The sequence below is a fragment of the Rathayibacter tanaceti genome (assembly GCF_001634385.1).
Taxonomy (GTDB): Bacteria; Actinomycetota; Actinomycetes; order Actinomycetales; family Microbacteriaceae; genus Rathayibacter; species Rathayibacter tanaceti.
The window spans coordinates 1-21,996 of record NZ_LIIN01000041.1; the positions used below are offsets into that span (position 1 = coordinate 1).

The following is a 21,996-nucleotide window of genomic DNA, read 5'->3' on the forward strand; positions in this document are numbered from 1 at the left end:
CGAGCGCTGAGCGTCCCCGTCCGGAGCCGCCCGGCCGTCGTGTTGCACGACGACCGGGCGGCTCCGTCGGCGCCGGGCGGCTAAGCTGCCGGAATCCGCCGCCGGAAGGACCTCCTGTGACTCCCGACCTGATCGTCCTGAACGGGGGATCGAGCTCGGGCAAGAGCACGATCGCCCGCCACCTCCAGGCCGTGCTCTCCGAGCCCTGGCTCAGCTTCTCGATCGACGATCTGGTCGACGCCCTTCCGCCGCACCTCGACGGCGGCCGCAACGGAGTCTCGTACGGGGAGGACGGCGAGGTGGCGCTCGGCGACGGGTTCCGCCGGCTCGAGGCGGCCTGGCTGGCCGGCCTCGCCGCGACGGCCCGCTCCGGCGCCGGGATCGTGCTCGAGGACGTACTGCTCGACGGAGGCGCCTCGCAGGATCGGCTTCGCGGCCACCTCGCGGGGCTCGACGTGCTCTGGGTCGGCGTACGCTGCAGCCCCGCGGTCGCGACCGCGCGGGAGGTGTCGCGCGGCGACCGGACTCCGGGCATGGCCGCGCGCCAGGCCGACGCCGTGCACGCCGACGTACGCTACGACGCCGAGGTCTGGTCCGATCGCGACCCGCCCGCCGAATGCGCTCGCCTGATCGTCGCTGCCCTCCACTCCCGCCCGCCGTCGTGACGGGACCCCCGGACTCGAGACAGCCCGCTCCGACGGGCGCCCTCGACGGTCCGGGGTCGCCTGAGGGGCGCCAGGGCTTCCAGCCGCAGAGGACACGGTGTTCACTGAGCCCATGCGAGCCATCTGGAAGGGCGCGATCACCTTCGGCCTGGTCAACGTGCCGGTGAAGGTCTACAGCGCGACCGAGGACCACGACATCGCACTGCACCAGGTGCACGACCGCGACGGCGGACGGATCCGCTACCAGCGCAGGTGCGAGGTCTGTGGCGAGGTGGTCGGCTTCGACCACATCGACAAGGCCTACGACGACGGCGAGCGCACGGTCGTGCTCACCAAGGACGAGCTGAAGGCGCTGCCGGAGGAGCGCGACCGCGAGATCGACGTGGTGCAGTTCGTGCCGAGCGAGCAGGTCGATCCGATCATGTTCGACCGCGCGTACATCCTCGAGCCCGACTCCTCCTCGCCCAAGGCCTACGTGCTGCTGCGGCGGACGCTCGAGCAGACCGACCGCACGGCGATCGTCGAGTTCGCCCTGCGGCAGAAGACGCGTCTCGCCGCGCTCCGCGTGCGCGGCACGACGCTCATGCTGCAGACACTGCTGTGGGCCGACGAGGTCCGCGAGGTGGAGTTCCCAGCGCTGCAGGGGACGACGAGGATCGCGGCCCGCGAGCTCGAGATGTCGGCGAACCTCGTCGACTCCTACTCCGAGGACTTCGACGCCGCGAAGTTCCACGACGCCTACCAGGAGGAACTGCGCACCCTCATCGACGCGAAGATCGACCAGGGCGACGCGCTCGACACCGCCGCGACCTTCGGCGACTCTGCGGAGGAGGAGGGCGGCGGAGAGGTGCTCGATCTGATGGAGGCGCTCAAGCGCTCGGTCGAGCGCAGCCGCGGCGCCCGGGTCGGTGACGGCGCGGCGACGAACGCGGGCGCGGAGAAGCCCGGGGCGAAGACGAGCACCACCACGACGACGACACCGGCGAAGAAGACACCAGCGAAGAAGGGTCCGGTGCGGACGACGCCAGCGAAGAAGACCGGCGCGGCGAAAACGACGGAGGAGGCTCCCGCGACCGCCGAGACGCCCACGAAGAAGACATCGAGGACGAGGAAGAGCACACCCGCGAAGGCCGCCTCCTGACGCGTCCGGCGGCTCCGCCGCGCGGTCAGACGGGCTCGTCCATGTCATCAAGATCGACCGCGACCGAGCCGACCAGCGTGAGTAGCGCCTCCGCGTAGGCGTTCTCGGCCGTCAGCGCCTCGAACTCGTGGGGTCGGCCGCTCAACTCCGCCTCGACGACGAAGCGCACCTCACCGTCGGCGATGATGCGCTGGAGCGATCGGAACGTGCCGCGCAGCAGCTCGCGCAGCTGGTCCTCGCGCGGCAGCCAGAGCGAGTCCTCCAGCGAGACGGAGTCGAGCGCCCACTCGGTGGTGCCGTTGAAGCCCAGCTCGGTGCCGCTCGGATACTCGTGCGCCTCGATGGTCATGTCGCTCACGGTGAAGACGTCGCCGTCGAAACCCTCGCGCTCGATGCGGAAACGGTCGCCGGTGGCGGGGGTCCAGCGCAGGCCGGAGGTGCGCAGCGCTCGAGCCAGCTCGATGGAGATCATCGGATGAGTGTGCCGGGCGAAGCCGGGTGCCCGCCGCGAGAATCCGCACGACCGCCGAGCCGGGCACCGCCGCCGTTTTTCTGCACCCGGTTGATCAATGCCATGATGGTCGAGAGCCTTGGGGGAACGCGATGCCGGACGCAGCGATCTCAGACGCCGCGCAGGCTGCCGCCGACAGGGTCGTGGATCTCGTCGTGGCCACGCGGGAGCAGCTCGAGGGCGTGCCGTTCTCGACGCCGCCCGAGGAGGTCTCCTCCGCGCTGGGCGCCGCCTCGGCCTTCGGGTTCGACGTCTGGGCCCCCTTCGGCGTCGATCCGGCAGAGGACGCCCGGCGCGTGGCCCGCTACTGGGAGTCGCTCGGGATGTCGATCCGGTTCTCGCACGCCGGCCCGTCGCCGGTCGTGCACGGCGACGGTGGGCCGGTCCGCAGTGCCGAGTTCGACACCGGAGTCCTGCAGGACCTCTACGGCATCGTCGCCGTGCTGCCGTGGCAGCACGATGACGAGGCGTGGCCGGCGAGCACGGACCGGCTCGTCGGCGACTGATCCGTACCGCAGGCGTCCGAATGTCGGTGGATGAGTTTACGTTCATGAAACGTCCGGTTCACAGGCCGGGCACCCGCAGTGCATAGCGTGGCGATGCCCGCCCCTCCGGGGTTCGGCTGCCGCGCCGCGCAGCGACGATGCCGCGACCGCTCGATCGAGCGGAGATCGAGAGGACCACCATGCCCGACGCCTCCCCCCAGCCCGGCCGCCGACGCAGGCGCGGCCTCGGTCTGGCCGCCCTCACGGGCCTGTCCCTCGTCGCGACTCCGCTCGCCGCTGCCCCGGTCTCGGCCGCCCCTGCCGGTGACGCTCTCGTCATCAGCGAGGTCTTCGCCCGCGGCGGCTCGGCCGGAGCCGCCTACAGCAACCGCTACGTCGAGCTGTACAACCCGACCGGTGCCGAGATCGCGCTCGGCGGGCTCTCGATCCAGTACCGCTCGGCGACCGGCACCGCCGCCCCGACCACCACGGTCCCGCTCACCGGCGCGGTGCCCGCGGGCGGGCACTTCCTCCTCGCGGGCGCCAGCAACGGGACCAGCGGCGCAGCGCTGCCCGCCGCCGACCAGAGCGCCAACGGGCTGAACATGGCCGCAGCGGGAGGCACGCTCTTCCTGGTCGACGGAGTGTCTCCGCTCGCCGCCCCTCCCACCGGCGCGGCCGACCAGCCGGACGCCGTGCTCGACCTCGTCGGCTACGGCAGCTCGAACACCTACGAGTCGGCCGTCGCGACGGCCCCCTCGCTCACGCAGACGATCGCCAGAGCCGAGACCACGACGGGCGACACCGACGTCAACGCCGCCGACTTCGCCTCGGCGCACCGACCCCGCAGACGGCCGGCGCGGGCGGCTCGCCCGAGCCGACCACGCCGCCGACGACCCCGCCCGCCGAGGTCCCGACCGTCGCTGTCCGCGAGATCCAGGGCACCGGAGACGCGTCCCCTCTCGTCGGCCGCACCGTCACCACCACCGGCGTGGTCACCGCCCGTTACCCGTCCGGCGGCTACAACGGTTACGTGATCCAGACCGCGGGAACCGGTGGCGAGAGCGCACGCACCGCCTCCGACGCGGTCTTCGTCTTCTCCTCCGCCTCGGTGGGCTCCGTCGCGGTCGGCGACCACCTGCGGATCACCGGCGTCGTCAGCGAGTACAACGGACTCACCGAGCTCACGCCGACCTCGGCCGCGGCCGTGGTGCGACTCGACGGCCCCGCCGCCGCTGCCGTGCCCGCCGCCGTGACCGTGCCCCGCACGGACGCCGAGCGCGAGGTGCTCGAGAGCATGCTGATCGCTCCCCAGGGCGCGTACACCGTCACCGACACCTTCGACCTGAACAGCTTCGGCTCGATCGGCCTGGCCGCCGGTGAGACGCCGCTGCTCACGCCGACCGAGGTCGCACGACCCGGCTCCGCCGAGCTGGCCGCGGTCGTGGCCGACAATGCCGCCCGCGCGATCACCCTCGACGACGGCGCCTCCCTGAACTTCCTCGGCGCCGCGGCGAACAAGGCGATCCCCCTGCCCTACCTCACGCCGACCGAGCCGATCCGCGTCGGGGCTCCCGCCGTCTTCAGCCGCCCCGTCGTCCTCGACTACCGCAACGGCGGCTGGGCCTTCCAGCCGACCACGCAGCTGACCGTCGAGAACGCCGCCGAGGTGCAGCCCGCCACGTTCGCGAACACCCGGCAGGCGCAGCCCGAGGCGGTCGGCGGCGACGTGTCGATCGCCTCCTTCAACGTGCTGAACTACTTCACGACCACCGGCGACTCGATCGCCGGCTGCACGTTCTACACCGACCGCGACGGCGATCCCGTCACGGTCAACAGCGGCTGCGATGCCCGCGGAGCGGCGAACGCCGACGACCTCGAGCGCCAGCAGGCCAAGATCGTGACCGCGATCAACTCCCTCGGCGCCGGCGTCGTCTCGCTGGAGGAGATCGAGAACTCGGCCAAGTTCGGCGAACCCCGCGACGAGGCCCTCGCCACGCTGACCGCCGCACTCAACGCGGCACTCGGCTCCGAGGTCTGGGCCTACGTCCCCTCCCCCGCCGCACTCCCCGCGCTCGCGGACGAGGATGTCATCCGCACGGCCTTCATCTACAAGAAGTCCGCGATCGAGCCCGTCGGCGAGTCGGTCGTGCTCAACGACACGGTGAACTTCTCGAACGCCAGGAAGCCCCTCGCGCAGGAGTTCCGCCTGATCGGCGACTCCGCCAGCGAGTTCGTGGCGATCGTGAACCACTTCAAGTCGAAGGGCTCCGGTTCGGGCGCCGACGCGGATCAGGGCGACGGCCAGGGCGCGTCGAACGCGTCGCGCGTCGCGCAGGCGACCGCCCTCGTGGCCTTCGCCGACCGCCTCCGCGCCGAGAAGGCCACCGAGCTGGTGTACCTGCTCGGCGACTTCAACGCCTACTCGAAGGAGGACCCGGTCAAGGTCATCACCGACGCGGGCTACATCGACCAGGGCGCCAAGGACGGCAAGTACTCGTACTCGTTCGACGGCGCGGTCGGCTCGCTCGACCACGTGTTCGCCTCACCCGCCGCCGACGCGACGGTGACCGGTGTCGACACCTGGAACATCAACAGCGGCGAGTCGGTGGCGCTCGAGTACAGCCGATTCGACTACAACGCGACGATCTTCTACGACACCTCCGCCTACCGCTCCAGCGACCACGATCCCGTGGTCGTGGGGCTCGACCTGCCCGAGACGGCTCCCGTGACGATCGACGTGGCCACCACCGCCTCGACGAAGCGCCTCGCGGTGCTCCGAACGCTGACCGTCTCGGCGGTCAACAACGGGCCGGAGACGGTCTCGATCGAGATCACCACGGTCTACGGCTCGAAGACGCGGACGTCGGTCAAGCCCGGACAGTCCTTCACCGTGAAGACGGTGACCCTGCTCTCACCGATCAAAGCGGGGACGGCGGCCATCGCGGTCACCTCGCCCGATGGCAACACGCGGACCTACCAGCAGGCGTACCGCGGCGCCTGATCCCGCGCGCTCCCTGACCTCTACGAGCCTCGGCTCATAGAGGTCAGGGATGCCCCAGGGAGACAGTGGGCATCGTCTCGCCCGCCTCGGACCGGCGGCGGACGGTCGCACCGTCCCCACGGGCGAGCTGCGCTCCGGGGACGCGGCCGGCACCTCTGCCACCGGCCTGCGGATCCTCGGGGACGAGACGCACGGCAAGAACCTCCTCACCCGCTTCTCCAGCGGATCGCCGCTGCACACCCACCTGCGGATGCAGGGCTTCTGGAGCGCGACACCTCCGGCCGCGCTGTCCCCCGCTCGGTGCAGAAGGACATCCGCCTCCGCCTCGACGACGGCTCTACACTCTGGAGCCGACCTCCACCTCGTCGAGCTCCCGCCGCCCGCGACGAGTCCCACGACCGGCGACACCCGCCGCGGCGAGAGGCTCGGGGTCGCCGGGCGCGGGCAGCCCGCGCCTGCGGCACACTGCCCTATCCGGGATTATCGAAGATATATCGCTAGGGCGGGGAGGCCTGCTGGCGCGAGGCGCGGCACAATCGTGCGCATGATCAACCAGCGGCCTGGACCCGAGCTCGTGGCCGAGCTCCGCTCCACCGGGTGCCGGATATGATTGGCGCTTCACGAGGGACGATCTCGGTGCGGAATATTCCGGGACTGCTGGGGTAGCGCATATGCTGGACCGCATGGCAGTCGATCGGCGAATCATCGATCCCTTCACGCAGGAGGAGTTGCTAGTCCCTGAATGGGCAACTGATGAAGACGCGATCCAGAGAGCAAGTGCGAGGCGATCGTCTGCTTGGCGAGTGCTCAACATCTTTCCCGAGTGGGGCCACGATTGGCCGATCTGGGAAGCCGGGGTGAGTCACGACGGTTCAGACGCGGACGACCTCGAACTTCCGGCTTCCTTGCGTCAGGAAATCAGCGAGTGGTATCGAGAGTGGGCCGAGAAAACCCGTCCGATGATTGGATGGGACAATCATGACGACAGGACAAGGTGGGTTCAGCATGGGAACGCACTGTTCGATCAGGTTGAGAAATCGGTGTGGCTTTTCGCGACGTGAATCGAAAGTTCTCAATCAGGAACCCACCCGGGAGCCTTGACGCAAAAGTGGCTTGCGGCAACAATGCTCCCGCTGAGGGTTACCAGAGCTGCGTGTAGTTACTCGGGCAGGTGGTTCCGGACTGCGGGAAGGATGTGATCAACCGTTCGGTCGTGTTGGAGAAGATGGTCCTGTAGTTGAATGTCCCCAGCTCGGCCCCGGAGAAGGCGTCGTAGAAGACGCCGATCGCAATGAGGCACGTGGTGCCTCCCTTGGGGTCGACAGCGCGCATGTGATCAGGCCAGAGACCGGCGTTACCTCCGGATGTGGCCATGAGATCATCCCACGATTCGAAGCCCTGACTCTCCGGTACCCACCCTAGGGCCAGACCCTCGTTGAACTTGTCCTGCCAGTTCTGTTCGTGATCCTCGCGGATGTGCTTGTAGCCCCATCCGCCCTTACCCGACGCATCGTCGGGCTGTCCGCACCGCAGCTGGTAGTCCCAGTGCTCCCCGCTCCACCAGTGCACGTACTCCGCGAAGAGATCTTCGGAGTGGTTGAGACTGAAGCAGCCCTACCACTGGTTCCAGTCGATAAGCTGAGGCGTAACCGTCCCAGGCGGAGTCGCCGCGGGCTCGTCAGCGTCGACACTCCACGTCTGAAGATCTTCGGCCGGAACGATCTCATCATCGATCCGGAACCCGAATCCGACAGTCTGCTCGGACGGAGCATCGACTATCGACGCTGAGGCCAACGGAGCGGTGATCGTCGTCACGCCGACGGCGAGGAGAGCGGCCGTCAGTGCTCGCAGAACTCTCTTGGTCATGGCAATGGACGCCTGTCTCGTTGAGTGAAGAGTCGCGGTCGTCCGAATCGAAACCGCTTGCCCAACTTACTGAGATATCGCTCAGTAATGCATGTCGGCTCTTGAGGGGACCGATCGGGGGACAGAGCCGCGTGCCGTCCGTCCGTCCGTGGACGCTGAGTGCCTCGACCGGAGTGACGCGCATAGCGCGTTGCGCGGGAAGGGCGGCCGAGATGACGGTGATCAGGGTGCCGATGACGAGGACGCCGAGCAGCATCGGGATCGGGACGCGGCGAGTTCCCCCGTTCGCCGGCGAGGTCCTCGACGTCGACCTCCAAGCGGGCGGCAGGGGAATCGCCTCCTGCAGGCCGGAATTCATCTCCGGTCAGATCGAGTTCGAGTTCCGTCGCCTCGAGGGCGACGGCTACCTCCGTGGCCGCGACGTCCACGGCGTCGCCGAGGGCCTCGCGGATCACTGGGGCGAGATCACCGCGGTCCGCCCCTTCCGAGACGGCAACACCCGCAGCCAGAGCGCCTTCGTCACCCTTCTCTCCGGCAGCGCCGGTTGGTCGATCCAGCGGCCGGACGTCGATCCGTCATACGGCTCACCAACCTCCCTGAGCAGTACGGCTAGGCCCTGCTTACCGCCCGGTGGCCCTCCTGCGTAGGCTGGCCGCATGACGAACGAGTGGGGTTCCCCGGATCCCTCGGCGCGACGCAGTCCGGCGTCCGCACCGGCGAGCGCCTCCGGTGACGACATCGAGGGGCCCCGGGTCGAAGACGCGGAACGCGCGCTCGCCGTGCGCGAGGTCAAGCGGCGCCGCGACTTCCTCGGGTCGGTCGGCGGCTGGGCGAGTGTCTCGGCGATCACCACCGCGGTCTGGGTCGCCTCGGGCGCCGACGGCTACTTCTGGCCGATCTGGCCGATGGTCGGCATCGGGATCGGCGTCGTGGGCCAGGCCGCGTCGATCTGGGGTCCGACCCGCAAGGAGATCACCGAGCGGACATCGCCGCCGAGATGAAGCGCCGGCAGAAGCGCAGCCCCTGATCAGTCCAGCCGGCCCACCGAGGTGACGCGGACGACGGCGGATCCCTGCTCGTCCGACTCCGCCAGATCGACGGTCGCCGAGATCCCCCAGTCGTGGTCGCCCGCCGGGTCGTCGAGGATCTGCCGTACCCGCCACTGCGTCGGCTCCTCCTCGACCAGCAGCATCGCGGGGCCGCGCGCATCCGGACCGGTGCCGATGCGGTCGTGTTCGTCGTAGTAGTCGTCCAGCGCCGCACCCCACGCGTCCGCATCGAAGCCGGCGGCCGCGTCGAGCCCGCCCAGGGCCTCGTGGTCGTCGAGGGCGGCAAGCGTGACCCGACGGAACATCTCGTTGCGCACCAGGACACGGAAGGCGCGGTGGTTGGCGGTGAGGCGGCGCGGAGCGGGCGGCACGATCGACTGGTCCGCCGCGTGCCGAGCCGGGTTCACCAGTTCCTCCCACTCGTCGACGAGCGAGGAGTCGACCTGACGGACCAGCTCACCCAGCCACTCGATCAGGTCGTGCAGCTCCTCGTTCTTCAGCTCGTCCGGGATGGTCTGCCGGGCGGCGCGGAACGCGTCGGACAGGTAGCGCAGCACCAGTCCCTCCGAGCGCGAGAGCTTGTAGAAGGCGGTGTACTCGCCGAACGACATCGCCCGCTCGTACATGTCGCGCACGACCGACTTGGGCGAGAGTTCGAAGTCCTTCACCCACGGCTGCGCGGCCGTGTACGTCGCGAAGGTCGCCTCCAGCAGCTCCTCAAGCGGCTTCGGGTGCGTGACCGACTCGAGCAGCTCCATCCGCTCCTCGTACTCGATCCCCTCCGCCTTCATCGCGGCAACGGCCTCGCCACGGGCCTGGAACTGCTGGGCGCCGAGGATCGGCCGCGGGTCGTCGAGCGTGGCCTCGAGTACCGAGACCACGTCGAGCGCGAAGCTGGGAGACTCGGGATCGAGCACGTCGAACACCGCGAGCGCGAACGGCGAGAGCGGCTGGTTGAGCGCGAAGTTGGGCTGCAGGTCGACGGTCAGGCGGATGCGTGTCACGCCGTCTGCGTCGACGCTCTGCTCGATGACACCCGCCTCCCGGAGCGTGCGGTAGATGCCGAGCGCGCGGCGGGCGAGCTGCAACTGGTGCTTCCACGGCTCGTGATTGTCGAAGATGAGCGCGTGCACGTTCGCGTAGGCGTCACCGCCGCGCGCGATCACGTTCAGCAGCATCGCCGAGGTGATGGTCATGTGCGAGGTCAGTGTCTCGGGCTCCGCGTCGACGAGCTTGCGGAAGCTCGGCTCGCCCCAGCTGACGAAGCCCTGCGGGGCCCGCTTGGCGACCCACTTCCTCCGCTTCTTCGGATCGTCGCCCATCTTGTCGAGAGCCTTGCGGTTCTCGGACTCGTGCTCGGGAGCCTGAACCACCACCGTGCCCGCGGTGTCGTAGCCGGCTCGCCCGGCGCGCCCCGCGATCTGGTGGAACTCGCGCGCCGAGAGCTGGCGCATCCGGGTGCCGTCGTACTTCGTCAGCGCGGTGAGCAGCACCGTACGGATGGGGACATTGATGCCGACGCCGAGCGTGTCGGTCCCGCAGATGACCCGCAGCATCCCCTGCTGGGCGAGCTGCTCGACCAGGCGGCGGTACTTGGGCAGCATGCCCGCGTGGTGCACGCCGATGCCGAGGCGGAGCAGGCGCGAGAGCGTCTTGCCGAAGGCGGTGGTGAAGCGGAACCCGCCGATCACCTCCGCGATGCGGTCGCGGTGCTCCCGGGTCGCGATGTTCGCGCTCGTCAGGGCCTGCGCGCGCTCGAGTGCCGAGGCCTGCGAGAAGTGCACGACGTACACCGGCGACTGGTTCGTCGCGAGCAGCTCCTCGATGGAGTCGTGAATGGGAGCGATCTCGTAGAAGTAGTGCAGCGGCACGGGACGCTCCACGCCGGTGACGCGCGCGGTCTCGCGGCCGGTGCGGCGGCTCAGGTCGGCGGCGAGCGCCGTCACGTCGCCCAGGGTCGCTGACATCAGCACGAACTGCACGTGAGGGAGGGTGAGCAGCGGCACCTGCCACGCCCAGCCGCGCGCTGGGTCCGCGTAGAAGTGGAACTCGTCCATCACGACCTGGTCGACGGGAGTCTCGGCGCCGTGCCGTAGCGCAAGATTCGCGAGGATCTCGGCCGTGCAGCAGATGATCGGGGCGTCCGCGTTCACCGAGGAGTCGCCGGTGACCATCCCGACGTTGGAGGCTCCGAAGACGTCGACCAGCGCGAAGAACTTCTCGGAGACCAACGCTTTGATCGGCGCGGTGTAGAAGCTGCGCCGCCCGGAGGCGAGGGCCGCCGCGTGTGCACCGATCGCGACCAGCGATTTCCCCGTCCCGGTCGGTGTCGACAGGATCAGGTTCGACCCGGAGGCGATCTCGAGCATCGACTCGTCCTGCGCCGGGTAGAGCGGCAGGCCCCGCGACTGCGCCCACTCGGCGAAGGCCAGGTACACCGCGTCGTCATCGACACGCCCGTCGGCGTCGGGCGTCGGCATCCGGTCGAGCAGCGTCGAGGTCATCCCCCCATCCTCCCAGCCCCGGCCGCGCGCCTCACCGTGCAGCGGCATCCGCGGCGCTGCGCCCGGTCGTCGAGCACCGAACGCACCGGCGGGCGCTCGGTGCGATGCCCGGCGGGGTCGTTTCGGGACACGTCCCGCAGACGGCATCCACAACCTCGCGGGAGCTACAGCTAGGCCGCTGGCCGGGAGCGGCGCTCGAGCAACCGGGTGAGCGCCCGGCGCCCGAGCAGGAAGACCGCGAGCACGATCGCCGTCACGACGACGAAGCTCGGCTGCACGCCCTGAGCCGAGACGAGCCGCAGCAGCATCCCGCCCGCAACCGTCACCGCCCACATCACGAGCCCGGCGGGGACGATCCGGTCGGGTGCTCGCCATGAGCGCGACACCGCCCAGCCGATGAGCAGTGCGAGAAGGAACGGCCAGAGCGTGCCGAGCAGCCCAAGCAGCGCCGGCCCCTCGTCGTGGCTGCGGCGGCCGATGAGCGCGAAAACCAGCACGAGGGCTGCGTCGAGCGAGAGGCCGCGCCACGCCGCGCGGGTCACGCCGGCTCCGTCACGAAGTCGATCAGCTGTTCGACGCGGCCGAGCAGCGCCGGCTCGAGGTCGTGGAACGTGCTCACTCGGCCGAGAATGCGCTGCCAGGCCCGGGCGATGTCGGCCTGCTCCTCGTGCGGCCAGCCGAGCGCCTCGCAGATGCCGTGCTTCCACTCGATGCCGCGCGGGATCTCGGGCCAGCGCTCGAGGCCGATCCGGGCGGGCTTCACGGCTTGCCACACATCGATGTAGGGGTGGCCGACGACGAGGACGTGGGCGCCGTGCGGGCCGGCCGCGACCTGGTCGGCGATGCGCGACTCCTTCGAGCCGCGGACGAGGTGGTCGACGAGGACACCGATGCGCCGACCCGGACCGGGCCGGAACTCGCGCACCAGCGCATCGAGGTTGTCGACGCCCTCGATGTACTCGACGACGACGCCCTCGATCCGCAGGTCGTGGCCCCAGACCTTCTCGACCAGCTCGGCGTCGTGGCGCCCCTCGACGTAGATGCGGCCGGGCAGGGCCACCCGCGCCTTCGCATCGGCGACGTGGAACGAGCCGGAGGCGGAGCGGGCGCGGCCGAGGTTCGCGTCGCGCTTGAGGCCGGGAGCCTTGAGCGAGACGGGCCTGCCGTCGAGGAGGAAGCCGGGCCCGAGCGGGAAGACGCGGACCTTACCGAACCGGTCCTCCAGCCGCACCATCCGCAGTTCGACGCCGAGCACGGCGCCGACGAAACCGGAGGAGACCTCCTCGACCACCAGGTCGCGCTCGGCCTCGACGACGGCCACCTCGACCCTGTTCCTCGCCCGCCAGTCACCGGCGAGCACGTCCTGCCCGTACCTGTCCTCGTCCATCGCACCGAGGGTAGTCGGAGGCGCGCCCCGGCCCGCGCGGACACGGCGCATGCACCTCTGGTTACATGAGCGGATGACCGAGGATCTCGAACCCGCCGCAGAGCTCTTCAAGGTGCTGTCCTCCGCCTCGCGGCTGCGACTGCTACGCGCCCTCGCCGAGGAGACCTCGACCGTCGGCCGGCTGGCCGAGGTGACCGGGCTCTCGCAGCCGCTCGTGTCGCAGCATCTGCGCACCCTCCGCTCGGCGGGGCTGGTGGCGGTGGAGAGGGTGGGCCGGGAGGCGCACTACTCGGTCGCCGACACGCACGTCAGCCACATCGTGGACGACGCGGTGCGGCACGCGCTCGAAGGCTGACCGGCCCTGGCGATGACGATCATCGCTCTCAATTGGGCGCATCTATTGCAATGTGTTTATAACTCTGGTCAGCTGGGTGCCGCCGCTCCTCCGCGGCGCCCGCATCCGGAAAGGCACGACACATGAGCACCACCGACATCCACGCCGAGCACGCCGTCGCCGAGCACGAGCACGGCGAGAACTGCGGCCACCCGGCCGTGCAGCACGACGGTCACGTCGACTACGCGCACGGCACGCATCACCACGCCCTGCACGGCGATCACTACGACGAGCACGAGACCGAGGCCGAGCACTCGACGGCCGACCACGAGCACGGCGACGCCTGCGGCCACGAGGCCGTCTCGCACGACGACCACATCGACTACGTGCACGACGGCCACAAGCACGCAGTGCACGCTGATCACTACGACGAGCACTGAGCGGAGCCGCGACGGGAGGGCGCCGTCCGCCGCGGACGGCCCCTCCCGTCGTCGTCAGCCCTGACGCGCCTTGAAGCGCGGGTTCAGCTTGTTGATCACGAAGACCCGCCCACGGCGGCGGACCACCTGAGACCCGGGCTGGCTCTTCATCGACTTGAGGGAATTGCGGACCTTCACGGCGACCCTGCTCTCTATTGATAACGGTTATCGATAGAGTAACCCGCCATGGAGCCCTTCGTCCCCCTGCCGCCCGTCCTCGCCGTCACGCTGGTCAGCGCGACCGACGCGCGCGATGCCTCCCGCACGGCCGCCCTACTCGCCGGCCAGCCGGAGGGCGCGATCGACATCGACCTCGACCTGCCCGGCTCCGACGGCCCGCAGTTCGCCGATGAGCTGGCCCACCGTCTCGCCGCGCAAGCGGACGACGGCCGGCGCGGACACACCGTCGTCGCCCTCGACCCCGGGGCCGACCCGCTCGAGATCGGGCTCGTCCTCGAGCACCTCTGCTCGCAGCGGCACCCCGGAGACACGCGGATCGCACTGCTCGACGTGGTCGCCGTCACCTCGGCGGCCGAGATCCTGCGCGTGCTCTGCCGCAGCGGCGGCCCCTCAGCCGACGCCGGCGAGCGCCTCGCAGCGCGCCTGGAGTTCGCGAGCATGATCGCCCTCACCGACCCGATCGACGCCCCGGTGACCGACGACGGCGCGCTCGTCCTCGACCTCCTCCACGCGATCGCCCCCTCCGCCGAGGTGATCACCGCCCACGAGCGGCCGGCGACGCGGAGACTCCTCCCCCGCCGCGCGCACGCGCTCGCGTCGTCCATGGGCTGGCAGTGCGCACTGAACGGCACCTCCCGGCCACGCTCGACGAGCGTGCAGGAGTTCGTCTTCCGCGATCCGCTGCCCTTCCACCCCGCGCGCCTCAGCGCAGCCGTGGCCGGCGAGCTGGTCCCGGAGAAGGTGGGCCGGATCCTCCGCTCGCGCGGGCTGGTCCGCCTCGCGACCCGCGCCGACCGGGTGGGGTCGTGGTCGGTCGCCGGCGACGTGCTCGCGCTCGACCCGACGAGCCTGCGGAGCTGGGACGTCGACGCGCCGCTGGGCCAAGAGATCGCGTTCTTCGGAGTGGACCTCGACCAGCGCGCGCTGGCCGACGTGCTGTCGGGCTGCCTCCTGACGCCCCGCGAGCTGCTCGCCGGGCCGGACGCCTGGGCGTCCTTCGCCGATCCCTTCCCGCGCTGGGTGGACGAGCACCGGCACTGACACCGCGCCGCCTCCGGCGAGCCCCTGCGAGCGCCTGTCCTCGCGCGGGCACGCGTCCGTCAGGATCGGGCCGCTCGTCGGACCGCGACCGGCTGCCGGTCAGTGGCTGCCGGCCAGTGGCTGCCGGTCAGCGGCTGCCGGTCAAGGCGAGCGTCCCCTCGGCGCGGGCGCGGCAGAAGCGGAGTCGAGCGTCCGGTCGACCGCACACGTCCGACGCGAGGCGGATGTCGCCTTCTGTATACAGAAGCGGAACGGCCTGCGCGCACGGAGAGGACAGAGGGCTCGATAAAACAGGTTGTGCTGAGGTTGTAGCAAGGGCGAAACCTGCCGGAAACCACATCCGGGATACAAAAGACGTGTCCTCGCGGCAGCCTCTCCTTCGAAGCCGCCCCACACCTCGCCCCGCTGGGAGCTACACATGACTGCTGTATCCCGCACCACCGCTCCGCCCGCCTCCGGCCACTCGGTCGCCTCCGTCCTCGACTCCATCGGATTCACTCGTGCGCAGTTCTGGGTGTTCCTGCTGATCCTCGCCGGGGAGTTCTTCAACACCCTCGAGCAGAACTCGGTGGGCGCCATGGGCAGCCACATCAAGCAGACGCTGCAGATCGGCGACATCCAGCTCACGACGATCAATACGGCGACGGTCATCGGCGGCCTGATCGGGCGCGTGCTCGCCGGCTACCTCGCCGACCGCTACGGCCGCCGCTTCTCGCTCAGCCTCAACCTGCTGATCTACACGCTCGGCGGCCTGATCAGCGCCCTCGCCGTGAACTACGAGATGCTGCTCGTCAGCCGCCTCATCGTCGGGATCGGCATCGGCGGCGAGTTCATGATCGGGCTCGTGATGCTCTCGGAGATGGTCTCGACCCGCTTCCGCGGCACCGCGATCGGCGCCGTCAACGTCGGCGCCGGCGGCCTGGGCAACTTCCTCTCTTACGGCCTGTTCCTCCTGCTGCTCGGACCGCTGGAGACCCCGCTCGGCGGACCCGACACGGTCTGGCGCTGGTCGTTCGTCATCCTCGCCGTCCCCGCTCTGCTGGTCGTCTTCTACCGCCGGAAGCTGCCAGAGACCCCGCGCTGGCTGCTGTCGCAGGGCCGTGTCGAGGACGCCAACCGTTCCCTCGCCGTCCTCTCCTCGAACTCGCTCACTCCTACCGGCGTCCGTCCACCCGTGGAGCTGACGCAGGACGATCTGCTCCCCGCGCGGATGTCCGCCTCCCCCGCCGCCGTCTTCAGCCGTCCGGTGATCCGCCGCACCGCCGCCCTCGGCGTCGCGTCGTGGATGGCGTTCGGCTCCCAGGTCACCCTGAACTTCCTGATGCCCACCCTTCTCGTCGAGCGCGGCTACTCCGTCTCGCAGAGCCTGCTCTACACGATGATCATGAACGTCGGATCGCTGCTCGGAGCGACCACTGCAGCCCTCATCGCGGGACGGGTTGGTCGGCGCACCGCGGTCGGCGCCGCCGGAGTGCTGGGCTGCCTCACGGCGCTCGCCTTCGCCGGCTTCGGAAACGGCACCGGAGCAATCCTCGTGCTCGGTGCACTGTTCCAGTTCTTCACGATGGTCACCAACACCACGCTCGCCACCTGGACGGCCGAGGTCTTCCCGACGGCGATCCGCGCCTCCGGAGCCTCGATCGTCAACGGCATCGGCAACATCGCCGGAGCGGTCATGCCGTTCCTCGCGGTCGCGCTCTACGGCACGTTCGCCTTCGCCGGAGTCTTCGGCCTCGCAGCAGTGATGTACGCGGTGCTCGTCGTCGCCTCCCGCTTCGCCCCCGAGACCCGGGGACGCTCGCTCGAGGACGTCAACGAGAACGCGATCGCCGCCGCCCACTGACCCCTTCCACGCCCCCGGCGCTCCGGCGTCGAGGGCTCACCCCACAAGGAGCACCATGGACACCCTCACCGTCTCGGCCACCGCGAACGGACTCAACTACCTCCCCGAGTACGTCGCCGACGTCGGCGGCCTGTTCGCCGAGCGCGACCTGACCGTCACCGCCACTGCCTGCGACCCCTGGACCGGTGTGCTCGACGACCTCGACTCCGGCGCCGCGGACCTCGCGCTGGGCGGCCTCTGGGTACCGGGGATGTACGCCGGCACGAGCCGGAAGCTCACCGTCGTCGGCCAGCTCAACCACCGCTTCCCGATGACCGTCGTCGCCCGCGATGCCTCCGGTCCCGCGGGGCTCGGCTGGCTCGCCGGCAAGGTCGCCCTCGCTCCCGGCGCCGGCGGCAGCGCTCCGTTCGAGTTCACCGCGGGCCTGATCCGCGAGGCCGGACTCGACGTATCGGCGACCCGGTGGGTGCGCGATCTCTCGACCGCGATGATGCTCGAGCTCTACCGCGACGGCCTCGGCGACGCGATCGTGCTCGATCTGCTGTCGGCGAAGGAGCTCGTCGCCGCCGACGGCGGACGGATCGTCTTCCGCCATCTCGACGCGGGCGTCATGCCCAACAGCGTCTACTACACCCGCACCGACCGCGTCGAGGAGCTCGCCGACCGGACGGGCCGCTTCGTCGACGCGATCGAGACCGCCATGCAGAGGATCACCGCCGGTCGGGCCGGACCCGAGATCGACGCGGTGCTCGCCGCCCGCTGGCCCGACCGCGACTCCGTGCTCCTGCACGAGGCCGCCGACGAGATGGCGGCGGGCGGAGTCTGGGACACGACCGTCATCGACGAGGCTGCCTCCGACCGCTGGATGCGGATCCTCGCCGAAGCCGGACTCGTGACCTCCGCGCCCTCACTCGCCGAACTCAGCGGCTCCGCACCGGCCGGCGCGCGCCGATGACCCTCGTCCTCGCCTCCGAGCAGATCGCGGGCCTGCTTCCCGACGTCGACGTCCTCGGCATCGTCGAGGAGGTGTTCGCCGACCTCGGCTCGGGGGTTCTGGACCAGCCCGCCCCCACGGCTCTCTCGGGCGAGGACGACGGACTGATCCTGCCGATGGCGGTCCGCTCCGACGCACTCGGCCTCGCAGCCGTGAAGCTGATGGCCGACCTGCCCGGGAACTCCGCACGGGGACTGCCGACGCAGCGCTCGACGATCCTGGTCACCTCAGTGCGGACGGGCGAGTGCGTCGCGGTGCTCGACGGCGCGCTGATCACCCGGGCCCGCACGGCCGCCGCCTCCGCGGTCGCGACCAGGCACCTCGCCCGCCCCGACAGCAGCGTGCTCGGGCTGATCGGCGCCGGCAATCTCGCCGTCGAACACGTCCGAGCCCTGACGGCCGTCGCCTCCGTCGGAGAGATCGTGGTGTGGTCGCGGTCCTCCACCACGCTCGACCGGTTCTCGGAGGCGGTGGGCCGTCCCGTGAGGATCGCGGCCGATCCGCGCGAGGTGGCGGCGACGAGCGACATCCTCTGCACCCTCACCCCCTCGGTCGATCCGATCGTGCGGGGATCCTGGCTGCACCCCGGGCAGCACCTGAACGCCGTCGGCGCGCGGCCCCGCCCGACGCACCGCGAGCTCGACTCCGCGGCCATGGCAATCGGGACGCTCGTCGTCGACAGCGCCGCGACGGCCCGCGCCAAGTCCGGTGATCTCGTGCAGGCCATCGCCGAGGGCGCGCTGAGCTCGCTCGACGGACTGCGCGAGCTGGGGGACGTGGTGGCGGGCACCGCACCGGGCCGCGCGAGCGCGGCGGAGATCACGGTGTTCGACTCCGTCGGCCTCGCCGCTCAGGACCTCGCGGTCGCGGCGGCGCTGATCGATCTCGCCCGCCTCCGCGATGTGGGGTCCGCCGTCCTGCTCTCGGCGACTCCGGTGACGGTCTGATGCGTATCGCCGTCGCCACCTGAAGCGCCCCCGAGCGCGCCGCCGCTCGCGCCCGGGGGGCGGGCGGCACCGAGATCGTCGCGGTCCTGCCCGCCCGGGGACTCGCCTCCGCCGAGGGCCGGCAGGCAGCGTCCTCAGCGCCGCGGCCGTGGTGATCCGCCTCGGCTGCGCAGGACGCGAGGAGGACCTGGGCGCCCGCCTCACGACCAGCCGACCCGACAGCTCTGCCCGCCCCTGCCGGAGGAGCGCAGCCGGCCCGGCGGCTGAGCGTGTTGAATGGTGGGGCCGGCGTCGCGAGGAGGACCGTCATGACACTCGCCACCACCGAGGAGTCGCTCGCGAGCCAGACCTACCGCAGGCTGCGCCGACAGATCATCCTCGGCCACTATCCGCAGGGGTCGCGGCTGGTCGAGGCCTCACTCGCCGCTGAGCTCCACGTGTCGCGGTTGCCGGTGCGCGAGGCCGTCCCGCAACTCGCGCACGAGGGCTTCGTGCGGATGCTGCCCCGACGCTCCACCCGCGTCGCCCAGTGGAGCACCGAGGACGTCGTCGAGCTGTTCGACGTACGGCTCGGCCTCGAGACGCTGGGCGCGCGCCTGGCCGCTCAGGCCGTCTCCGCCGGCGCATCGCTCCAGCCGCTGCTCGACGCGATCGACGCGGAGCACCGCGCGCTGGACAGCGAGGACTGGCTGGAGGTCGCCGAGACCTCGACCGTCGTGCATGAGGCGATCGTCGAGGTCGCCGGCAGTGCCCTGCTCGCCTCGCTGATGCGCGCGGTCACCGGCCGGATGACCTGGCTGTTCTACCTCACCAGCGCTCGCGACCAGCGCCAGCAGTCCGAGGAGCACCACGGCCTCCTCGACGCGATCCGATCCGGCAACGACCGGCTCGCCGAGTCGACCGCCTTCACCCACATCGAGAAGGGCCGCGCGCCCTCGCTCGCGATGATCAGCCGGCGCACGAACATCTCGGCCACTGATTAGCGGGATCCCGCAGGCAACGCTCTCGGAGGCGTATCCGCCGGACGAAGGATCAGCTGCCGCGTCGCCATCGACGCGCGTGTCCCGTCGTCGTCCACCGTCGTCGCGACCCAGCACGGGTCACCGCGGACGGACACGGCCGGCCTCGACCTGCTCGTCGTCCGCGACGGCAGAGCTCGTCGCCGTTCCGGTCCGCGTCACCGCCGAGGAGTCATGCCCCGCACGGCGGCGGAACCCGCCAGCACGACAGGCCACGCGCCACCCCGGCATCCTCCCAGCTTCGGGAGTCGAGCTGGCCCCTAGAATCGGGCGCAGCAAGGGGAGTACTCCCGTCCGCGATGTGCCCGTCACTACGAGTGTGAATCCACGCTCCGGGCCATCGGTTCCAGTCGCCACACCTCGTTGGTCGGCGCTAGAACGGAGGAGACCTTGGTGTCGTTCCGAACACTGAACCCCTTTGGAGTACGTCCGTGCAGGTCACCACCACCGTCTGGCTCATCACGATCGCTGTGACGATCGCCTTCTTCGTCTACGAGTTCTTCGTCCATGTGCGGAAGCCGCACGAACCGACCATCGGCGAGTCCGCCCGCTGGTCCGCCTTCTACATCGGCCTCGCCCTGCTCTTCGGAGTCGGCATCGGCATCGTCTCCGACTGGCGCTACGGCGGCGAGTACTTCGCCGGCTACCTCACCGAGAAGGCGCTGTCGCTCGACAACCTCTTCCTCTTCCTGATCATCATGTCCGGCTTCGCCGTGCCGAAGATCTATCAGCAGAAGGTGCTGATGATCGGCATCGTGATCGCCCTGATCATGCGCGGCATCTTCATCGCCGTGGGGGCGGCGCTGATCGAGAACTTCTCCTGGGTGTTCTACCTGTTCGGCGCGCTGCTTTTCGTCCTCGCCTACCAGCAGATCAAGGGCGACCACGGAGATCCCTCGAACAACGCGTTCATGCGCTTCGTCCGCCGCATCCTGCCCGTCACCGACGAGTACCACGGCGACAAGCTGACGGTGAAGAAGAACGGGACGCGTTTCGTCACGCCGATGCTGCTGACGATCGTCGCGATCGGCTTCATCGACCTGGTCTTCGCCCTCGACTCGATCCCCGCCATCTACGGTCTGACCAACGAGGCCTACATCGTCTTCACCGCGAACGCCTTCGCCCTGATGGGACTGCGCCAGCTGTTCTTCCTCATCGGCGGACTCCTCGAGCGCCTCGTCTACCTCAGCCAGGGACTGGCGGTCATCCTCGCCTTCATCGCCGTGAAGCTCGTCTTCCACGCCCTGCACGTCAACGAGGTGCCCTTCATCAACGGCGGCCAGCCGCTGCTGTGGGTCCCCGAGATCCCCATCTGGTTCTCGCTCACCTTCATCGGCACGACGATCGCCGTGGCGACCGTCGCGAGCCTCCTCAAGACACGCGGCACGCGCAGCGTGTCGAGCCACTAGTCCCGTCGCGGAGGCGGTCACCGTGCGATCCTTCGAGGCGACTCAGGTCCGACTCGAGAGGCATCGTCACGGTGACCGCTCGTCACTGGCGAGCAGGACGACACGAGTGAGCACAGCGATATGCCGAGCACTCGAGACCTCGGTTCGGACGTGCGGCAGGAGCCGCAGAACCCCGTCATCGAAGGCACAGCGATCCTCCACGGCGCAGTCGCGGTTCTCCGGCTCGCGTTCTGGTTCACCGACGCGCGCGCCGCTCTCGCGCCCCTCACGGGCCCAGGGATGACCCGTGTCCCCGTCGGCTCCGCCGCAGCGGTGGCGCAACGGGCACCGAAGCGGCTGCGCGCGAGCGAGTGCAGCAGCTGATCCTGTTCCCGAGCCGACCACTCGCCGGGAGTGTGACGCTCGGATGCTCACTCCCGCGCGCGGTCGGTAGGCTGGCCCCCAGCACGTGCTCCGGGGTCGGTGAGAATTCCGAACCGGCGGTGACAGTCCGCGAACCGCAACCCCGTCGAGGGGCTGCGGTTGACCTGGTGGAACTCCAGGACCGACGGTGAAAGTCCGGAGGAGAGGCAGCACGAGCGTCGCGCAGCAGCGCGAAGCTGAGCGACGGTGCCCGCGCACCGCCGATCGAGACCCCGGAGTTCGGCGACGAACGGAAGACCGGGAATGACGATCGACTACGAGCACGCCATGCGCCGAGCGCTGGCGCTCGCCCAACGCGGGCCCGCCCGCGGACTGAACCCGCGCGTGGGCTGCGTGATCCTCGCGCCCGACGGCAGCGTCCTCAGCGAAGGCTGGCACCACGGAGCCGGGACAGCGCACGCCGAGGTCGACGCGCTGTCCTCCCTCGCCCCGGGCGCCGCCTCCGGAGCCACCGCCGTGGTGTCGCTTGAGCCCTGCGACCACACCGGCCGCACCGGCCCGTGCAGCCGCGCGCTGATCGAGGCCGGAGTCGCGCGCGTGGTCTACGCGGTCGCCGACCCCGGCGAGCGCTCCGCGGGCGGCGGGCGCACCCTCCGCGACGCGGGGGTCGACGTGATCGAGGGAGTCCTCGCCGACGAAGCGGAGGAGTTCCTCCACGTCTGGCTCACCGCCACCCGCCGCCACCGCCCGTTCGTCACCCTCAAGTGGGCCTCGA

Annotated in this window: 25 protein-coding genes and 1 riboswitch; of the genes, 18 read left to right on the forward strand and 7 right to left on the reverse strand. The window is 70.2% G+C overall.

The annotated features are described in order from the left end of the window. Positions 1-116: 116 nt before the first annotated feature. Together ACH61_RS06870 and ku are read left to right on the forward strand one after the other, a co-directional pair. Positions 117-665 (forward strand): chloramphenicol phosphotransferase CPT family protein, encoded by a 549-nt coding sequence (locus ACH61_RS06870; RefSeq protein ID WP_199220825.1) that lies wholly within the window; start codon positions 117-119, stop codon positions 663-665. A gap of 112 nt (positions 666-777) precedes the next feature. Further along, complete coding sequence (gene ku, locus ACH61_RS06875; protein ID WP_068210234.1) at positions 778-1,806, forward strand: non-homologous end joining protein Ku; 1,029 nt, start codon at positions 778-780, stop codon at positions 1,804-1,806. Between the two features lie 25 nt (positions 1,807-1,831). Here ku and ACH61_RS06880 read toward each other — a convergent pair whose 3' ends face one another. Further along, positions 1,832-2,278, reverse strand: a complete 447-nt coding sequence (locus tag ACH61_RS06880) for a pilus assembly protein CpaE (protein ID WP_068210236.1) — start codon at positions 2,276-2,278, stop codon at positions 1,832-1,834. A 131-nt stretch (positions 2,279-2,409) separates the two neighbouring features. Here ACH61_RS06880 and ACH61_RS06885 point away from each other — a divergent pair, with 131 nt between their 5' ends. The 4 genes from ACH61_RS06885 (at position 2,410) to ACH61_RS16805 (ending at position 6,867) form a co-directional block, all read left to right on the forward strand. Then, positions 2,410-2,823, forward strand: a complete 414-nt coding sequence (locus tag ACH61_RS06885) for a hypothetical protein (RefSeq protein WP_068210238.1) — start codon at positions 2,410-2,412, stop codon at positions 2,821-2,823. A 179-nt stretch (positions 2,824-3,002) separates the two neighbouring features. After that, positions 3,003-3,839, forward strand: coding sequence for a lamin tail domain-containing protein (locus ACH61_RS18290; RefSeq protein WP_236713587.1), 837 nt, complete (start codon positions 3,003-3,005; stop codon positions 3,837-3,839). Further along, a complete protein-coding gene (locus tag ACH61_RS06895; protein WP_068210243.1) occupies positions 3,794-5,806 on the forward strand; it encodes an ExeM/NucH family extracellular endonuclease in 2,013 nt (670 codons plus the stop codon). Before ACH61_RS18290 ends, ACH61_RS06895 begins: the two co-directional genes overlap by 46 nt. A gap of 683 nt (positions 5,807-6,489) precedes the next feature. Continuing rightward, positions 6,490-6,867, forward strand: a complete 378-nt coding sequence (locus tag ACH61_RS16805; RefSeq protein WP_153038810.1) for a hypothetical protein — start codon at positions 6,490-6,492, stop codon at positions 6,865-6,867. A gap of 79 nt (positions 6,868-6,946) precedes the next feature. Here ACH61_RS16805 and ACH61_RS06905 read toward each other — a convergent pair whose 3' ends face one another. After that, positions 6,947-7,375: a hypothetical protein gene (locus ACH61_RS06905; protein WP_068210246.1), complete on the reverse strand. Its 429-nt coding sequence runs from the start codon at positions 7,373-7,375 to the stop codon at positions 6,947-6,949. 45 nt (positions 7,376-7,420) lie between these two features. Continuing rightward, positions 7,421-7,672, reverse strand: a complete 252-nt coding sequence (locus tag ACH61_RS06910; protein WP_068210248.1) for a hypothetical protein — start codon at positions 7,670-7,672, stop codon at positions 7,421-7,423. Positions 7,673-7,884: 212 nt separating this feature from the next. Here ACH61_RS06910 and ACH61_RS06915 point away from each other — a divergent pair, with 212 nt between their 5' ends. Together ACH61_RS06915 and ACH61_RS06920 are read left to right on the forward strand one after the other, a co-directional pair. Beyond that, entirely contained in the window at positions 7,885-8,319 is a 435-nt protein-coding gene (locus tag ACH61_RS06915; RefSeq protein ID WP_068210250.1) for a hypothetical protein, read from the forward strand. A gap of 9 nt (positions 8,320-8,328) precedes the next feature. Continuing rightward, positions 8,329-8,673 carry a 2TM domain-containing protein gene (locus tag ACH61_RS06920; RefSeq protein WP_082845081.1) on the forward strand — a complete coding sequence of 115 codons (345 nt, stop codon included), beginning with the start codon at positions 8,329-8,331 and terminating at the stop codon, positions 8,671-8,673. Between the two features lie 26 nt (positions 8,674-8,699). Here ACH61_RS06920 and ACH61_RS06925 read toward each other — a convergent pair whose 3' ends face one another. The 3 genes from ACH61_RS06925 to ACH61_RS06935 all read right to left on the reverse strand — a co-directional run bounded on the left by ACH61_RS06925 (position 8,700) and on the right by ACH61_RS06935 (position 12,612). After that, positions 8,700-11,225, reverse strand: a complete 2,526-nt coding sequence (locus ACH61_RS06925) for a DEAD/DEAH box helicase (RefSeq protein ID WP_068210251.1) — start codon at positions 11,223-11,225, stop codon at positions 8,700-8,702. A gap of 170 nt (positions 11,226-11,395) precedes the next feature. Beyond that, positions 11,396-11,767: a DUF3054 domain-containing protein gene (locus ACH61_RS06930; RefSeq protein WP_068210252.1), complete on the reverse strand. Its 372-nt coding sequence runs from the start codon at positions 11,765-11,767 to the stop codon at positions 11,396-11,398. Beyond that, positions 11,764-12,612: a DUF3097 domain-containing protein gene (locus ACH61_RS06935; RefSeq protein ID WP_068210253.1), complete on the reverse strand. Its 849-nt coding sequence runs from the start codon at positions 12,610-12,612 to the stop codon at positions 11,764-11,766. The genes ACH61_RS06930 and ACH61_RS06935 overlap by 4 nt, the downstream gene beginning before the upstream one ends. Positions 12,613-12,685: 73 nt before the next feature. On the opposite strand from ACH61_RS06935, the gene ACH61_RS06940 reads away from it, so the two are divergent. Both ACH61_RS06940 and ACH61_RS18295 read left to right on the forward strand, forming a co-directional pair. Next, a complete protein-coding gene (locus tag ACH61_RS06940; protein ID WP_068210254.1) occupies positions 12,686-12,967 on the forward strand; it encodes an ArsR/SmtB family transcription factor in 282 nt (93 codons plus the stop codon). Between the two features lie 122 nt (positions 12,968-13,089). Further along, positions 13,090-13,386, forward strand: coding sequence for a hypothetical protein (locus tag ACH61_RS18295; RefSeq protein ID WP_068210255.1), 297 nt, complete (start codon positions 13,090-13,092; stop codon positions 13,384-13,386). 54 nt (positions 13,387-13,440) lie between these two features. Here the strand turns inward: ACH61_RS18295 and ykgO are convergent, their stop codons facing one another. Then, positions 13,441-13,563 (reverse strand): type B 50S ribosomal protein L36, encoded by a 123-nt coding sequence (gene ykgO / locus ACH61_RS06950; RefSeq protein WP_068210256.1) that lies wholly within the window; start codon positions 13,561-13,563, stop codon positions 13,441-13,443. A 48-nt stretch (positions 13,564-13,611) separates the two neighbouring features. Between ykgO and ACH61_RS06955 the strand changes: the two genes are divergently transcribed. The 8 genes from ACH61_RS06955 to ribD form a co-directional block, all read left to right on the forward strand. After that, a complete protein-coding gene (locus ACH61_RS06955) occupies positions 13,612-14,646 on the forward strand; it encodes a CobW C-terminal domain-containing protein (protein ID WP_068210263.1) in 1,035 nt (344 codons plus the stop codon). A gap of 418 nt (positions 14,647-15,064) precedes the next feature. Next, a complete protein-coding gene (locus ACH61_RS06960; protein ID WP_236713588.1) occupies positions 15,065-16,489 on the forward strand; it encodes an MFS transporter in 1,425 nt (474 codons plus the stop codon). A 55-nt stretch (positions 16,490-16,544) separates the two neighbouring features. Beyond that, positions 16,545-17,444, forward strand: coding sequence for an ABC transporter substrate-binding protein (locus ACH61_RS06965; RefSeq protein ID WP_068210266.1), 900 nt, complete (start codon positions 16,545-16,547; stop codon positions 17,442-17,444). Next, positions 17,441-18,430 carry an ornithine cyclodeaminase family protein gene (locus tag ACH61_RS06970; protein ID WP_068210269.1) on the forward strand — a complete coding sequence of 330 codons (990 nt, stop codon included), beginning with the start codon at positions 17,441-17,443 and terminating at the stop codon, positions 18,428-18,430. The genes ACH61_RS06965 and ACH61_RS06970 overlap by 4 nt, the downstream gene beginning before the upstream one ends. Before the next feature lie 308 nt (positions 18,431-18,738). Beyond that, positions 18,739-19,413, forward strand: coding sequence for a GntR family transcriptional regulator (locus ACH61_RS06975; protein WP_068210272.1), 675 nt, complete (start codon positions 18,739-18,741; stop codon positions 19,411-19,413). A 467-nt stretch (positions 19,414-19,880) separates the two neighbouring features. Further along, entirely contained in the window at positions 19,881-20,858 is a 978-nt protein-coding gene (locus ACH61_RS06980; protein ID WP_068210275.1) for a TerC family protein, read from the forward strand. A 120-nt stretch (positions 20,859-20,978) separates the two neighbouring features. Continuing rightward, complete coding sequence (locus tag ACH61_RS06985) at positions 20,979-21,221, forward strand: hypothetical protein (RefSeq protein WP_068210277.1); 243 nt, start codon at positions 20,979-20,981, stop codon at positions 21,219-21,221. Positions 21,222-21,303: 82 nt separating this feature from the next. Beyond that, positions 21,304-21,437, forward strand: a riboswitch (FMN riboswitch). 87 nt (positions 21,438-21,524) lie between these two features. After that, the coding region (gene ribD / locus ACH61_RS06990) for a bifunctional diaminohydroxyphosphoribosylaminopyrimidine deaminase/5-amino-6-(5-phosphoribosylamino)uracil reductase RibD (protein ID WP_068210280.1) at positions 21,525-21,996 on the forward strand (472 nt) is incomplete at its 3' end.

What these genes read in the sequence shown, in the direction of transcription:
- ku (WP_068210234.1), top strand. Translation starts at nt 778, where the DNA reads ATGCGAGCCATCTGGAAGGGCGCGATCACCTTCGGCCTGGTCAACGTG.
- ACH61_RS06880 (WP_068210236.1), bottom strand. Translation starts at nt 2,278, where the DNA reads ATGATCTCCATCGAGCTGGCTCGAGCGCTGCGCACCTCCGGCCTGCGC.
- ACH61_RS06885 (WP_068210238.1), top strand. Translation starts at nt 2,410, where the DNA reads ATGCCGGACGCAGCGATCTCAGACGCCGCGCAGGCTGCCGCCGACAGG.
- ACH61_RS18290 (WP_236713587.1), top strand. Translation starts at nt 3,003, where the DNA reads ATGCCCGACGCCTCCCCCCAGCCCGGCCGCCGACGCAGGCGCGGCCTC.
- ACH61_RS16805 (WP_153038810.1), top strand. Translation starts at nt 6,490, where the DNA reads ATGGCAGTCGATCGGCGAATCATCGATCCCTTCACGCAGGAGGAGTTG.
- ACH61_RS06910 (WP_068210248.1), bottom strand. Translation starts at nt 7,672, where the DNA reads ATGACCAAGAGAGTTCTGCGAGCACTGACGGCCGCTCTCCTCGCCGTC.
- ACH61_RS06915 (WP_068210250.1), top strand. Translation starts at nt 7,885, where the DNA reads ATGACGGTGATCAGGGTGCCGATGACGAGGACGCCGAGCAGCATCGGG.
- ACH61_RS06920 (WP_082845081.1), top strand. Translation starts at nt 8,329, where the DNA reads ATGACGAACGAGTGGGGTTCCCCGGATCCCTCGGCGCGACGCAGTCCG.
- ACH61_RS06925 (WP_068210251.1), bottom strand. Translation starts at nt 11,225, where the DNA reads ATGACCTCGACGCTGCTCGACCGGATGCCGACGCCCGACGCCGACGGG.
- ACH61_RS06935 (WP_068210253.1), bottom strand. Translation starts at nt 12,612, where the DNA reads ATGGACGAGGACAGGTACGGGCAGGACGTGCTCGCCGGTGACTGGCGG.
- ACH61_RS06940 (WP_068210254.1), top strand. Translation starts at nt 12,686, where the DNA reads ATGACCGAGGATCTCGAACCCGCCGCAGAGCTCTTCAAGGTGCTGTCC.
- ACH61_RS18295 (WP_068210255.1), top strand. Translation starts at nt 13,090, where the DNA reads ATGAGCACCACCGACATCCACGCCGAGCACGCCGTCGCCGAGCACGAG.
- ACH61_RS06955 (WP_068210263.1), top strand. Translation starts at nt 13,612, where the DNA reads ATGGAGCCCTTCGTCCCCCTGCCGCCCGTCCTCGCCGTCACGCTGGTC.
- ACH61_RS06960 (WP_236713588.1), top strand. Translation starts at nt 15,065, where the DNA reads ATGACTGCTGTATCCCGCACCACCGCTCCGCCCGCCTCCGGCCACTCG.
- ACH61_RS06965 (WP_068210266.1), top strand. Translation starts at nt 16,545, where the DNA reads ATGGACACCCTCACCGTCTCGGCCACCGCGAACGGACTCAACTACCTC.
- ACH61_RS06970 (WP_068210269.1), top strand. Translation starts at nt 17,441, where the DNA reads ATGACCCTCGTCCTCGCCTCCGAGCAGATCGCGGGCCTGCTTCCCGAC.
- ACH61_RS06975 (WP_068210272.1), top strand. Translation starts at nt 18,739, where the DNA reads ATGACACTCGCCACCACCGAGGAGTCGCTCGCGAGCCAGACCTACCGC.
- ACH61_RS06985 (WP_068210277.1), top strand. Translation starts at nt 20,979, where the DNA reads ATGCCGAGCACTCGAGACCTCGGTTCGGACGTGCGGCAGGAGCCGCAG.